The sequence below is a fragment of the Pseudoalteromonas sp. L23 genome (assembly GCF_021728455.1).
Classification (GTDB): Bacteria; Pseudomonadota; Gammaproteobacteria; order Enterobacterales; family Alteromonadaceae; genus Pseudoalteromonas.
On the sequence record NZ_JAKKCW010000001.1, the window covers coordinates 797277 to 810641 of the forward strand.

General features: G+C 43.9%; 9 protein-coding genes and 8 tRNA genes. 8 read left to right on the top strand and 9 right to left on the bottom strand.

Annotation, left to right across the window (positions count from 1 at the left end; all coding sequences use genetic code 11):
* Positions 1–51: 51 nt before the first annotated feature.
* Both L3V43_RS03605 and L3V43_RS03610 read right to left on the bottom strand, forming a co-directional pair.
* Positions 52–127: transfer RNA gene (locus L3V43_RS03605), tRNA-Glu, on the bottom strand.
* 75 nt (positions 128–202) lie between these two features.
* Positions 203–278: transfer RNA gene (locus L3V43_RS03610), tRNA-Ala, on the bottom strand.
* Positions 279–800: 522 nt separating this feature from the next.
* Here L3V43_RS03610 and L3V43_RS03615 point away from each other — a divergent pair.
* The 7 genes from L3V43_RS03615 (at position 801) to L3V43_RS03645 (ending at position 3899) form a co-directional block, all read left to right on the top strand.
* Positions 801–876, top strand: a tRNA-Val gene (locus L3V43_RS03615).
* Between the two features lie 65 nt (positions 877–941).
* Positions 942–1017, top strand: a tRNA-Val gene (locus tag L3V43_RS03620).
* A gap of 226 nt (positions 1018–1243) precedes the next feature.
* A tRNA-Val gene (locus tag L3V43_RS03625) sits at positions 1244–1319 on the top strand.
* Between the two features lie 130 nt (positions 1320–1449).
* Positions 1450–1525 (top strand) — tRNA-Val (locus tag L3V43_RS03630).
* A 65-nt stretch (positions 1526–1590) separates the two neighbouring features.
* Positions 1591–1666 (top strand) — tRNA-Val (locus L3V43_RS03635).
* 131 nt (positions 1667–1797) lie between these two features.
* Positions 1798–1873: transfer RNA gene (locus tag L3V43_RS03640), tRNA-Val, on the top strand.
* A 394-nt stretch (positions 1874–2267) separates the two neighbouring features.
* Complete coding sequence (locus L3V43_RS03645; protein ID WP_010378834.1) at positions 2268–3899, top strand: response regulator; 1632 nt, start codon at positions 2268–2270, stop codon at positions 3897–3899.
* Between the two features lie 23 nt (positions 3900–3922).
* Here L3V43_RS03645 and msrB read toward each other — a convergent pair whose 3' ends face one another.
* The 6 genes from msrB to L3V43_RS03675 all read right to left on the bottom strand — a co-directional run bounded on the left by msrB (position 3923) and on the right by L3V43_RS03675 (position 11899).
* Entirely contained in the window at positions 3923–4363 is a 441-nt protein-coding gene (msrB, locus tag L3V43_RS03650; RefSeq protein WP_039491435.1) for a peptide-methionine (R)-S-oxide reductase MsrB, read from the bottom strand.
* A 1-nt stretch (position 4364) separates the two neighbouring features.
* On the bottom strand, positions 4365–4877 hold the full coding sequence (locus L3V43_RS03655; protein ID WP_045990300.1) for a DUF2919 domain-containing protein: 513 nt from the start codon (positions 4875–4877) through the stop codon (positions 4365–4367).
* A gap of 4 nt (positions 4878–4881) precedes the next feature.
* Positions 4882–6900, bottom strand: coding sequence for an NAD-dependent DNA ligase LigA (gene ligA / locus L3V43_RS03660; RefSeq protein WP_237115730.1), 2019 nt, complete (start codon positions 6898–6900; stop codon positions 4882–4884).
* 66 nt (positions 6901–6966) lie between these two features.
* Positions 6967–7692 carry a cell division protein ZipA gene (zipA, locus tag L3V43_RS03665; protein ID WP_102057497.1) on the bottom strand — a complete coding sequence of 242 codons (726 nt, stop codon included), beginning with the start codon at positions 7690–7692 and terminating at the stop codon, positions 6967–6969.
* Positions 7693–7710: 18 nt separating this feature from the next.
* Positions 7711–11100 carry an AAA family ATPase gene (locus L3V43_RS03670; protein ID WP_237115729.1) on the bottom strand — a complete coding sequence of 1130 codons (3390 nt, stop codon included), beginning with the start codon at positions 11098–11100 and terminating at the stop codon, positions 7711–7713.
* A gap of 64 nt (positions 11101–11164) precedes the next feature.
* Positions 11165–11899, bottom strand: coding sequence for an RNA methyltransferase (locus tag L3V43_RS03675; RefSeq protein WP_010607584.1), 735 nt, complete (start codon positions 11897–11899; stop codon positions 11165–11167).
* A gap of 127 nt (positions 11900–12026) precedes the next feature.
* On the opposite strand from L3V43_RS03675, the gene L3V43_RS03680 reads away from it, so the two are divergent.
* Positions 12027–12323, top strand: coding sequence for a hypothetical protein (locus tag L3V43_RS03680; RefSeq protein WP_237115728.1), 297 nt, complete (start codon positions 12027–12029; stop codon positions 12321–12323).
* 32 nt (positions 12324–12355) lie between these two features.
* Here the strand turns inward: L3V43_RS03680 and gpsA are convergent, their stop codons facing one another.
* On the bottom strand, positions 12356–13363 hold the full coding sequence (gpsA, locus tag L3V43_RS03685) for an NAD(P)H-dependent glycerol-3-phosphate dehydrogenase (protein WP_010607583.1): 1008 nt from the start codon (positions 13361–13363) through the stop codon (positions 12356–12358).
* Positions 13364–13365: the final 2 nt, after the last annotated feature.

Here is a 13365-nt window from a genome sequence, read left to right on the forward strand (position 1 = left end):
CTTTATTTAGCTGTTTATTCTCTCGCTAACCGAGTTACTTACCAAAGTAAGTGGCGTCCCCTAGGGGATTCGAACCCCTGTTACCGCCGTGAAAGGGCGGTGTCCTAGGCCTCTAGACGAAGGGGACACAATAACAAACAACTTCACACTCGAGGCGTTGTCATTTGAATTATGTACTAGGACATATGCACTAACGATAAATTGGTGGAGCTAGACGGGATCGAACCGTCGACCTCTTGCATGCCATGCAAGCGCTCTCCCAGCTGAGCTATAGCCCCATAAATAGTCAGACCTGAACTGCTAGCCTGTATCGCTGAGTGCGGGGCGCATTCTATGCAGGAGCAAAAATAAAGTCAACAACTTTTATGAAAGTTTTTTCTAACTGATTCATTTTAAATCAAGAAGCGTAGAATATAACCAAACAGCTCCCCTTTGCAAGCCTAACACCTTGAATTGGATTATTTATTACACAATTTAAAACGCATACTTACCGCACCTCTGCCTTTTTGTTTTAAATCCAATTAGGCCAGAGTTTTTTACGGCTCTTTTCTTACTTCCGCATGGTATCCAACCCTGCTTAATTTCGCGCTATAACATGCAAAGCTCAGCAACTCATTTTCCCCCAAATAAGATGATTCTAGGACCAAAAATATAAGCCCTTTCACCTCTTCTATAATGAAGAGCTTAAAGCATTGAGCATAAAAACATCATACAGTATAGTTTTTTAAAGTTAAGTGTTGACTCTTTTCAAACTAAACCTATAATACCGCCCCACAACGGCAGACGTTGTAATACAATTTGGGTTGTTAGCTCAGTTGGGAGAGCATCGCCCTTACAAGGCGAGGGTCACTGGTTCAAGTCCAGTACAACCCACCACTTCTACTCTTAGATTAGAATTGGACATTAAACTCTATTCAAGAGTATAAATTGAAACACAATTTGGGTTGTTAGCTCAGTTGGGAGAGCATCGCCCTTACAAGGCGAGGGTCACTGGTTCAAGTCCAGTACAACCCACCACTTTATTCTTTATTAGATAGAGTGGTTGATGCAAAGCATCGCACTAAGCCTGAGCAAGGCGAGGGTCACTGGTTTAAGTCCAGTACAACCCACCACTTTATTCTTTATTAGATAGAGTGGTTGATGCAAAGCATCGCACTAAGCCTGAGCAAGGCGAGGGTCACTGGTTTAAGTCCAGTACAACCCACCATAACTCTATTCAAGAGCATAAATTGAAACACAATATGGGTTGTTAGCTCAGTTGGGAGAGCATCGCCCTTACAAGGCGAGGGTCACTGGTTCAAGTCCAGTACAACCCACCACTTTATTCTTTATTAGATAGAGTGGTCGATGCAAAGCATCGCACTAAGCCTGATCAAGGCAAGGGTCACTGGTTAAGTCCAGTACAACCCACCATAACTCCATTCAAGAGTATAAATTGAAACACAATTTGGGTTGTTAGCTCAGTTGGGAGAGCATCGCCCTTACAAGGCGAGGGTCACTGGTTCAAGTCCAGTACAACCCACCACTTCTACTCTTAGATTAGAATTGGACATTAAACTCTATTCAAGAGTATAAATTGAAATACAATTTGGGTTGTTAGCTCAGTTGGGAGAGCATCGCCCTTACAAGGCGAGGGTCACTGGTTCAAGTCCAGTACAACCCACCACTTTATTCTTTATTAGATAGAGTGGTTGATGTAAAGCATCGCACTAAGCCTGAGCAAGGCAAGGGTCACTGGTTCAAGTCCAGTACAACCCACCATCACTCTATTCAAGAGTATAAATTGAAACACAATTTGGGTTGTTAGCTCAGTTGGGAGAGCATCGCCCTTACAAGGCGAGGGTCACTGGTTCAAGTCCAGTACAACCCACCACTTTATTTTCTAGATAGAGTGGCCGATACAAAACATCACGCTAAGTCTAAGCAAGGCTAAAACCACAACTTTAAATCTAGTACAAGACACTTTTTCACTTTATTTATAGTCATTGTTACTTGTCATATACTCAAACAGCACATCAAACTGAATCAATTTAAAACTGCCATAAAGTCCATAGAAACAACCTCGTTTTTCTCATTTATTAACTAATTAGTTACTCTACTAAGCCTCCCAAATTTTGGTTATACCCTTAACTATTTTGCCACTAACCCCAGTAAATAGTTGGGATAAGCTAAATAGACTAACCTACTAAAAATGAGTTAATTTTTGTTTTCAAAACTACACCTAAGTACTAGACTAGAAGCAAAGCCATTGTCTAAAAATTGTTTCTATGTCAGCTCCATCTATTCAAAATGCCAAAATGTTAATCGTTGAAGATCAACCATTAGCATTGAGCTATATGAAACAATCTTTAGAACAGTTAGATTTCAGAAATTTAAAATTTGCAGAGAGTGCAGACAGTGCAAAGGAGCTTTGTACCATCAATAAGTTTGATCTCATCGTATGCTCTTTTGGTTTAGCAAAAAAGCAAAATGGCTATCAATTTTACGAAGAGCTACGCTCCAAACAGTTAATTCGCTCAAGTACCGCTTTTATTTTTATTTCTTCTGAAACTAGCCCCGAGTTAGTCCATAGTATTATCGAACTTCAACCTGATGACTTTTTAGTTAAGCCCTTTTCAATAAAAGAGCTACAAAACCGTATAGAACGAGTTTTAAAGCGTAAACAAGCTTTAAGGCATATAAACTTGCTTGTAGACGACAAGAACTACTCAAAGGCCTTAAAAGCGCTAGATCTAGAACTAGACAACAAAGATCATAACTACACTTCCCTACTCCTAAAGCTAAAAGGAGAACTTTTACTCAGACTCAATCAATTAGAAGAGGCAAAGTCTTTTTATAAGTCGGTTTTGGCTCTGCAAAAGTTTACATGGGCAAAGCTAGGCTTGGTCGAGGCGCTCATTACCAACAATGAAGATGTTATCGCTCAAAAGATGTTGAAAACCTTAATCGAGCGACCGGAAACTCGTCTTCCTGCGCTCGATTTATTGAGCAAACTCGAAATAAAGCTAAACCAATATGAGAATGCCCAACAATTGTTAGAGCAAGCAATTGAGATGGCACCTAGAAATATAAATAGACAACAGTCACTTGGTCGAGTTGCGCAAATTAATCACGACTATGAAGCCAGCTATAAAGCGCATAAAGATATCGCAAGTTTCGCGCGCTACTCGATCCATGACAAACCAGAAGTGTATTTGAACGCCGCACGAGCAGGAATAGACTTTGCCTTGAGTACCGATCAATCAGACCAAGTTACTCGTCTCACAAGGCAAACGCAACAATACCTGAGTGATTTAAAACAGCAATTTCCAAACGCACAAACCCAAGCGCAAATCGATGTCCTCAACGCCCGCGTCCATTACCTAAAAGATGAGCATAAAAAAGCGAAACAACTGCTAGAACAGTTAGAAGATGAACCCGTTATTCGCTCAGTAGATTCCACTTTAGACAAAGCAAAAGCACTACATGAGGTGGGGTTAAACCACAAAGCTCAGGAGCTATTTAGTCAAGTTATTGCACACTGTGAACGCCATAACTCAAGCGCAGATCCCATCACAATGCACTATCTATATCAGCAGCAACAAGAGAAAAAAGAGATCACTATGGGTCCTAGAGAGCTGAATAACCATGCGGTCACACAGTTTAACAAAGGACAATATGAAACCGCTTTGGAGGCATTCACTCAAGCATTTAGAATTATGCCTAAAAACTCAGGAATAGCGCTAAATTTACTGCAATGTATGAGTGATAGTTGTGCTAAGTCAGGAAGTACTTTTAATTCCAATTTAGCAAAGCGTTGTACTACCTTGCTAAATCAGTCTGAGTTGGATAGTGAACAGCAGATCCGCTACGGTAAACTCAAAGCTAAACTAAATGAAATGAAACTCGACTTTGAGTAATCACTTGTTTTATCGCAATTGAGCTATTTCTTTTCCATTGCAAGGGCATTAACACAATAACGCAGTCCACTTGGTTCAGGGCCGTCGGGGAATACGTGACCTAAATGGCTATCACACACGTTACAAGTGATTTCGACGCGCGTCATTCCATGACTCTTATCGCCATGATACGCAACCGCTTCCACTGCTGCAGGCTGTGTAAACGAGGGCCAACCAGAGCCACTATCAAACTTTTCTTCGGCATCGAATAACAACTCGCCACAGCATACACAGTAGTATTTACCAGGTTCAAAAAGCTGACAACTTTGTGAGCTAAACGGGCGTTCAGTCCCCTTTTTCCTGGTGATCATGTAAATTTCTGGAGCAAGCTCTGATTGCCATTGCTGGTCCGATTTTTCAACTCTGCGAGGAGCAACAGGATTACCATTTCTGGCAAAGTTTAGTATATCTAACCACTTTAACATCTCAATTCTCTCTCTTGTTTACTTCTGTCTTTTGCTCTTCAACAGGAAGTGGCCAATCGCCAAAAAAGCAACTTAGATAGCGGCTTTTAATTAAATATAAAAGTACCCAACTCACCAACACAATTTGTACAGCAATATAAGGAGAAAAACTATAATGGGTTTTCCCAGCTTGCAGGATCAACCACGCTAAATCGAGTACCGCTGTTAATATAAGCGGCAAACGCATATAACGCCAGACGGCAGCGAGCTTTGGAGAGCTTGTTGGTCGCCTAAGAGAAAACACAACGGTTGGTATGAGCGCGATACAAGCGATCCCTGTCGCGACAAAAAAGTGAAACTTAGACTCAAAAAATAGCGACATCAAATCCAAGTCTGGGCGTCTCGCAAGTGCAGAAAACACCCAAATAAGTAACGGGCGGAGCAACACAACCAGCGCTAAATTAAAAGCGATTGGCGTACGATAAACGCCATATTTATCCCAGTATTCAGGGCCGTATCGTGTTACTGATTTCATTTTACTACTCGTATTTGCTTAACAGTGCGATCAGCGCCTCTTCATCGAACACCTCAACACCTAGCTCTTGTGCCTTCGTGAGCTTAGAGCCTGCTTTTTCGCCAGCATAAACTGCATCCGTATTTTTCGACACACTACCCGCGACCTTAGCGCCAAGCGCTTGCAATCTCGCTTTAGCATCGTTGCGGTTCAATTGGCTCAAGGTTCCAGTCAACACATAAGTTAGCCCTGCTAAAGGTTGTGTATCCTCTGACGGTGCTGCCACATCTTGCCAAGTTACACCCACTTCAATCAATGCAGTTACCACCTCTTGATTGTGCTGCTCGGCAAAAAAGCTATGAATGTGCTGCGCAACAACAACACCAACATCACTTACTTGCTGTAGAGTATCAATGGAGGCGGCCATCACTTTTTCAAGCGTCAGGAAGTGATTTGCCAAGTTTTGTGCTGTCGCTTCACCGACTTCTCTGATCCCAAGCGAATACAAAAATTTGGCTAACGTTGTTTGCTTTGCTTCTTCAAGTGCCGCAACCAAGTTTTTAGCAGACTTAGGTCCCATACGTTCAAGAGACTCAAAATGCCCTTGTCTTAAGATAAACAGATCGGCAGGGGTTTTGATTAGCTCGCGCTCAACTAACTGCTCAACTATTTTGTCGCCAAGGCCATCTATGTCGAGGGCCTTTCTCGATGCAAAGTGCTTAATTGCTTCTTTACGTTGTGCACGGCACACTAAACCGCCAGTACAACGCGCAACCGCTTCTCCTTCAACGCGTTCAACATGAGAATCACACACCGGACAAGTATCTGGGAACTCAATCTCTTTGGCATCATCTGGACGCCTATCTAACACGACCTGAGTTACCTGAGGGATCACATCCCCAGCTCGGCGTACAATAACGGTATCACCAATCTTTACACCTAAACGCGCAATTTCATCACCATTATGAAGCGTGGCATTCGATACCGTAACACCACCAACAAAAACAGGCTCTAAGCGTGCGACGGGCGTGATCGCCCCAGTACGACCGACCTGAAACTCAACATCAAGCAGCTGAGTGATCTCTTCTTGTGCAGGGAACTTAAATGCAATCGCCCAGCGCGGCGCACGAGCAACAAAACCAAGCTGCTCTTGCTGCGCTTTATCATTCACTTTGATCACTACGCCATCAATTTCATAGGGAAGCTCAGCACGGCGCGTCATGATATCTTGATAATAAGCCAAAGCTTGCTGTGCATTATCGACAAGCTTTGTCTCAGGGCTCATTGGCAAGCCCCAACCTTGTAATTGCTGTAGCTGCGCATAGTGCTCGTTGGCCAGCTCACCGCCTTCAACTAAACCCATAGAATAAGCATAAAACATCAACGGACGCTTAGCGGTGATTTTTGAGTCTAATTGACGTAAACTTCCCGCTGCCGCATTTCTTGGGTTTGCAAAGGTCTTATCACCTTTCGCTTGTGCCGTTTCATTTAGCTTAATGAAACCCGCAGTATCCATAAAAACTTCACCACGCACTTCTACTTCATGCGGAATATGTTCTCCACGCAGTTTCAGCGGAATATTGCGAATGGTTTTGACGTTCTCAGTGATGTTTTCCCCAACTTGACCATCTCCCCTTGTCGCCGCTTGAACGAGCACACCATCACGATACAAAATAGACACAGCCAAGCCATCGAGCTTTGGTTCACAGCAAAAAGTAACATCTTTACTTGTCAATAGGCGCTCTTTTAAACGGCGATTAAATGCCGTAAATTCACTTTCGTCGAAGGCATTATCGAGCGACAACATAGGTACTCTGTGTGTTACTTGCTCAAACTTGCTAAGCGCTTCACCACCCACTTTCTGCGATGGGGAATCCGGACTTTGTAACTCAGGATGCTGCTGCTCAAGCACCATCAACTGGCGCATTACACGATCATATTCCGCATCAGGCACACTTGGGTTATCTAGAACATAATATTGGTAATTGTAATCTTCGAGTTGCTGCCTAAGAGCTGCAACTTGGCTTTCAATGTTGTCTGACATTTAAACCTCTAAACGTAAAAAGCCACCAGCGGATGCCAGTGGCTTAAAAATAATTCTAAGTAGCGATTAAGCGGCGAATTCACGCACTTTTTCAACATAACCACGCACGGCTTCAACCGTTAACGGCTCGCGGTCTTTATCAAGTACGGTTGCACCAAACTCTTCAGCTAGTTTTTTCGATGCACTGTGAAGCATATTAAATGCAGCCAAGTTATCGCCTTCACAAGGTAAGGTCATAAATAGGCTAATGCCAGCGGTGCTAAATTGTTCCATGTTATCGATATCAAACGTACCTGGGTTGTACATGTTTACCAATCTAAATAACACAGGACCGTTTCCGGACGGCTCTAAATGGCGATTGAAGAAGCCCTCATCAGAATATTTAAACCCAAGGCTTAACACGGTTGGTAACAACCTTGAACCTGCCATTTTCAGGCCTTCAGGCATGTCAACGTGAAGAATAATAAAGTCTTGTGGCTCTATCGCATTCTCTTCAAGCTCAACCTCTTCAGATCCACTGTTCTCGGTTTGCACCTCAGTTTCAGACTCTTCAGTCGCTATAATGCCCTCAGTCGCAGGCTCGTCATCCACCGCACTAAAGGTCATCTCTCCAATTTCAGGTTCGTCAGGCTCTTTATCATGATTCGGCGTTTGCTCTTTGAGTTCATTGGGCTCCTTTTTAGACACTTTATCGCTGCTCTTCTTACGAACAGACCAAAGTCCATGTATGAGTAACCCGCCTATGACCAACGCACTGATCACGATTAATGCCCATCTTAACTCTGTGGCCATTGCTCACCTTTTTTGTTGTTATGCCTGTGCCATTTGCACCGCTTGTTCTATATCTACGGCAACCATACGCGACACCCCGGGTTCTGCCATGGTTACCCCCGTCAGTCTACCCGCCATTTCCATAGCGACCTTGTTATGACTGATATAAATAAATTGCACTGTTTGCGACATTTCTTCAACCAAACGACAAAATCGTCCTACGTTTGCGTCATCAAGCGGTGCATCTACTTCATCCAGCATACAGAATGGGGCTGGATTAAGCCTGAATATTGAGAACACCAATGATAATGCGGTCAGCGCTTTTTCTCCACCACTTAACAGATGAATTGTCGAGTTTTTCTTACCAGGCGGCCTTGCCATGATAGAAACACCACTTTCAAGCAGGTCATCGCTAGTCAATTCTAGATATGCATTCCCCCCACCAAACACTTTAGGAAACAACTCGGCTAAATCTTCATTCACTTGATTAAAGGTGGCACTAAAGCGGGTTTTGGTCTCTTTATCAATTTTTCTGATCACCGCTTCTAACGTTTCTAACGCATTAGTGAGATCATCCAGCTGTGTATCTAAATAGGTTTTACGTGCCTTCGCTTCTTCAAACTCTTCAATTGCGGCTAAGTTTACAGCCCCTAACTTACCAAGATCATTACTGACTCGACTCAAATTGGCTTGATACTGGCCCAAGTTTGCGTCTTCAGGTAATTGCGCCAGCTCCGCTTTTAGCGTCCGACCAAGCTCCTGCAAAGGTTCAAGTGCCGCTTGCGCCTTTATCATCAAGCTTTGCTCTTCAAGTTTCACTTGTTGCAAAGACTCATTGAGTTTACTCACTTCGCCTTGTGCATCTTTTAATGCCGCTTGTTTTTGGGAGAGGTTTTCCTTGGCTTGGTTAAGCGTATCCAACATCGTTTGCTTTTGCGCCTTGGCTTCTAGATGTTGGGAGAGCAATAATTCAATGTCTTCATGTGCCTCCGCGAGCGGCTCTTCACAAAGCAAAATATCTTCTTGTGTTTGCTCGATGCGCTGATTTATTTCATCGCGGCGATGTTGCAAGTGTTCCAACTTAGAATTGCTGAGCTGTAGTTCACTTTCTGCCTGCTGCGACGCAAGTTTAGTGGTATGAACTAATTGCTGCGCATCTTGTAATGCGGCGCGTCGAGATTGACTATGTTGTTTAAACTCAGTCAACTTAGCCTCGGCTAGTTGTTGTGTTTGTTGTGCTTGCGCTAGTAACTCTTCACGTTGTAATTGCTGTTCAGTATAAAGTTCAAGTTGTTCAATGACCTCGCCTCGTTCTTGAGCAATGACATCAAGCTGTTCCTGAATTTTCTGTCCTTGCTCACGCCAAGCGCTCAGATTCTCATCCAGCATTTCAACTTTGGTTTTATGGCTGGCGATTGCTTGGGCCTTTTCGTGAACACATTGCTGTATTTCTAATAAACCAACTTGCGTGTCTTCAAGAGCAATACGCTTTTGTGCTACAACCTGTTCAGCCTCTTCTGCGAGTTGTTGCAAATGAGGAAGTTGAGTATGACATGACTGCAATTGGGCATAGCGTTTTAACGCGCCACTCTCTTCATTGCTTTTCGTCTTGGCCTTAAAGTTATCTCCCACAATAACGCCACCGACCGTCACGCCGAGAAGGAATTGTTCACACGATTTAAAGTCTGTAGATTCAGCACATAATTTTATTTTCGTTAAAAAGCTGGGGAACAGCCCTGAGCTTATTTTTGTCGCAACGGAATCAGCGGGAACTTCGAGTTCAGTGGGCCACAGCGTATTCATTTCGCGTTGCTCAACGACTAAATGCGTCAACCCAAGCAGTGCCGCCTCCACGCACTCTTCATACCCAGACTCAACAACAAGCTGCGATAACATAGTCGTAGCAGAAGTCTCCGACGTTTCCTCTGCCCAGCGTGATAACGCCTTTATTTCAGATTGCACTTCTTGTAACGCCTGAAGCGCTTTTTGAGCATGAGTCTGTGCCTGTAAGATTTCTTCTTTATTGGTTTTCTCTTGACCTTGCAACTTACCAGCTTGGCTTTGTAATTTAGCCATCGCTTGAACTAACTGATGATGTGCATCCTGAGCTTTAGCCAAGTCATTTTCCAACATAGATGCGTGATGCGCGTCAGCCTGTTCCTGCAACTCAGCCTGACGCTTATCTATGTGCAGTTTAGCTTGCTGTTGTTGCGCTAATTGGCTTGCCCCTTGCTGTACCTGAGCATGTATTTGTTGATACTGCTTCTGCGCGTCATTATACTGTGCTTCTAATTGAGTTTGCTCTGTGTCACTTTGCTCATTTGTGAGTTGAATTTCTTCCAATTGCAATAGCGCAATCTCAAGTCGCTCAGAAACTTCAGCGACTTTTTCAGCACTGCTCGCCACATACTCGGCTTGCTCGTCTTGCGCCTCAATCACTTCTTGCTGTTGTGATTTCAGTATTTGGGACTGCTCAATAAGCTGACGCTTTTTTTCAGTTAGATTGACCTTCTGTTGCTCAAGCGTTGCCAACTGGGTTTCAATTCGGTGCACGCTATGTTGTGCTTGCTCATAGCCATCATTGAAATGCTTAATTTCATGTTCTAGCGTCGCCAAAATGCTGTCATGGCCACTGTGAGCTTCATTAAAAAATGCTAATTTTTCGTTGAGTTTGGCAATTTCTTTGGCTTTTATTGCCTGCTTTTGCTCAAGGCTTTGCCACTTTAAAATTGCTATCCACGACTTTAAGTCACGCTCTTGCGACTTTAAAGACTTATATTCGCTCGCCTGTTGTGCTTGAAGTGCCAGTTTATCTAGCTGACTCTGTAGCTCTTGCCTAACATCGAGCAAACGCTCCATGTTTTCGCGGGTACTCTTGATCCGGGTTTGGGTTTCTCGTCGACGCTCTTTATATTTTGAAATTCCGGCGGCTTCTTCTAAAAAAACTCTTAACTCTTGCGGCTTACTTTCGATCAAGCGAGAGATCATCCCTTGCTCAATGATTGCATAACTGCGAGGACCTAGGCCAGTACCTAAAAAGATATCCGTGATATCGCGCTTACGGCACTTACTACCATTTAAAAAATAAAGAGATTGGCCATCTCGCGTCACTAAGCGCTTAATGGCAATTTGGTTACGATCTGCAAACGTGCCGGGCAACCGGCCTTGAGTATTATCAAAAATCAGTTCTACAGAAGCTTGCGAGATAGGTTTACGTTTGGTCGAACCGTTAAAAATAACGTCCGTCATGGCATCGCCACGGAGGTTTTTCGCGGAGCTTTCTCCCAGTACCCAGCGAACTGCATCAATAACATTAGACTTACCACAGCCGTTTGGCCCAACCACACATGTCATCTGGTCAGGAAACGGGATCTTGGTTGGCTCTACGAAAGATTTAAAGCCGGCCAGTTTGATGCTACTCAGTCGCATAGCTTATTATTATTGTTCGCGGTTACTTTTGAGAATAAGACAATTCATTAGTAAGATCTATGAGTTAGCAATGACAGCGTTTAATATTATCCAAAATGATCCCGGTAGCCATCGCCACATTCAATGATTCAGCACCACCAAACGCAGGAATAGTCACCTTTTTATTGATGTGCGCCGCTATGGTATCGCTAATACCATGAGACTCGCTGCCCATGACCAACACGGCATTACGACTAAATTGGCACTGATGTACGCTCTCACCACCAAGGAATGCACCATAGCACTCGCCTTGATATTGTTTTAAAAAGGCCTCGAGATCGGTTCTCACCACATTAACACGCACAAATGAGCCCATAGTGGCACTGATCACTTTAGGGTTAAATTGATCGGCGCAGTTTTCGCTTACCACGAGCTGCGTTAATCCATACCAATCAGCAAGACGAATAATGGTACCGAGATTACCCGGGTCTGAGACTCCATCTAATGCCAACACCAGCCCAGCAGTATTGATTTCTTCTGCTGGCGGCATTGCAACGACCGCTATCGCCGCATTATTTGACACCAAAGTACTCACCTTGCTCAACACTTCCTCTTCTGCTTCTACACAGTCAATATTAACGAGTTTGGATTTATACTTTGTCATGAACTCATTGGTCGCGAACAGCTGTTCAACAGCCAACCCAGCATCAACTAACTCAATCACATTCTTTTCGCCTTGTACTAAATACAGGCCATGTTGTTTGCGATATTTTTTTTGCCCTAAAGCACGAAGTAGTTTTTGTTGATTCTTGGAGATCATGTGCACCTCAAAAGTTGGATTCACCATTATACCTGTTCAGTATCAGATAAAAAGCGTTTCCACGAGGCATTAAGCTAAGAAATTATGTTATCTTGTGCCGAATGACACACAAGGCATAGAGGTAATCATGTCACCTGAGCTAACGCTTATTTTACTCAACTTTATTCTACTTTTTGTGGCCTACGTATTCGTTTACCCAAAGTTAAAAGAGAAAAGCCTCGCCAGTATCAGCAAACAAGATTTATTGGTTACTGCGGTTTCTTTAGTCGTGTCTGGAAGTTTGTACTATGGCAAGGGTATCGAATTTTCGTTAGTGTTTTTTAAGAGTAATTGGGTGGTGTTTACGATTGTCGCATTTAGCGTGATTGAAATCCCATTTTTACTGTGGTTTAAGCGTCGCTATAACATTAAGTTTGGAGAGTAATAGAGAGGTAGCTACGCCTCTCTATTCGATTATCACTCAGCTCGCTTCTCGCGACCAAGTAACGCCATTGCGGCTTCTTTCACATCTTTTTGCTCATAAAGCACTTGATAGATCTGCTCAGTGATCGGCATTTCAATACCAGTGCGTTTGGCAAGTAGATAAACTTCTTTGGTATTGCGATAACCTTCGACCACCTGACCTATACTCGACATCGCCTCATCGACCGACTTTCCCGAGCCAAGTGCAAGACCAAAACGGCGATTACGCGACTGGTTATCCGTACAAGTGAGAATGAGATCACCAAGCCCCGCCATACCCATAAAGGTTTCAGAGCGCGCGCCTAACGCACATCCTAAACGACAAAGTTCAGCGAGTCCTCGGGTGATAAGCGCCGTTCTAGCATTCGCACCAAAACCAAAGCCGTCAGACATGCCCGCGCCAATTGCGATAACATTTTTGACCGCGCCGCCGAGCTGAATACCAATAAAGTCTTCGTTGCTATACACCCTAAACGAGCGACCGCAATGCAACAGCTCAGCGAGCTCTTCACGAAACTTTGCACAAATCGAAGACACTGAAATAGCAGTAGGTAATCCTGCGGCCATTTCTTTTGCAAAAGTAGGTCCACTTAGCACCGCCAGCGGCACATCGTCACCTAACACATCCAGTGCCACCTCTTGCAATAGTCGCCCAGTATTTGGTTCGAGCCCCTTGGTTGCCCAAGCTACTTTTGCATTCTCAAGTAGCATAGGTTTAATCTTCTTCAAGGTGTCTGCAAACGCATGACTTGGCACAACCACCAAAATACGCTCGCTAGACTTAACAGCCGTTTCTAAATCGGCCTCAAGTTCAAGCGTGTTTGGAAACTGGATGTCAGGAAGATAACGTTGGTTTTTGCGCTCAGCTGCTAGCGCCTCAACGTGTTCGCTATTGCGGCCCCACAGTGTCACTTGGTGACCATTTCGGGCGAAACAAATAGCAAGGGCGGTGCCATAAGACCCCGCCCCCAATACAGTTACAGCTGATTTTGCTGTACTCATCA

Excerpts from the sequence above, each read along its gene's own strand:
- L3V43_RS03645 (WP_010378834.1), top strand. The coding sequence starts at position 2,268 with ATGTCAGCTCCATCTATTCAAAATGCCAAAATGTTAATCGTTGAAGAT.
- msrB (WP_039491435.1), bottom strand. The coding sequence starts at position 4,363 with ATGTTAAAGTGGTTAGATATACTAAACTTTGCCAGAAATGGTAATCCT.
- L3V43_RS03655 (WP_045990300.1), bottom strand. The coding sequence starts at position 4,877 with ATGAAATCAGTAACACGATACGGCCCTGAATACTGGGATAAATATGGC.
- ligA (WP_237115730.1), bottom strand. The coding sequence starts at position 6,900 with ATGTCAGACAACATTGAAAGCCAAGTTGCAGCTCTTAGGCAGCAACTC.
- zipA (WP_102057497.1), bottom strand. The coding sequence starts at position 7,692 with ATGGCCACAGAGTTAAGATGGGCATTAATCGTGATCAGTGCGTTGGTC.
- L3V43_RS03670 (WP_237115729.1), bottom strand. The coding sequence starts at position 11,100 with ATGCGACTGAGTAGCATCAAACTGGCCGGCTTTAAATCTTTCGTAGAG.
- L3V43_RS03675 (WP_010607584.1), bottom strand. The coding sequence starts at position 11,899 with ATGATCTCCAAGAATCAACAAAAACTACTTCGTGCTTTAGGGCAAAAA.
- L3V43_RS03680 (WP_237115728.1), top strand. The coding sequence starts at position 12,027 with ATGTCACCTGAGCTAACGCTTATTTTACTCAACTTTATTCTACTTTTT.
- gpsA (WP_010607583.1), bottom strand. The coding sequence starts at position 13,363 with ATGAGTACAGCAAAATCAGCTGTAACTGTATTGGGGGCGGGGTCTTAT.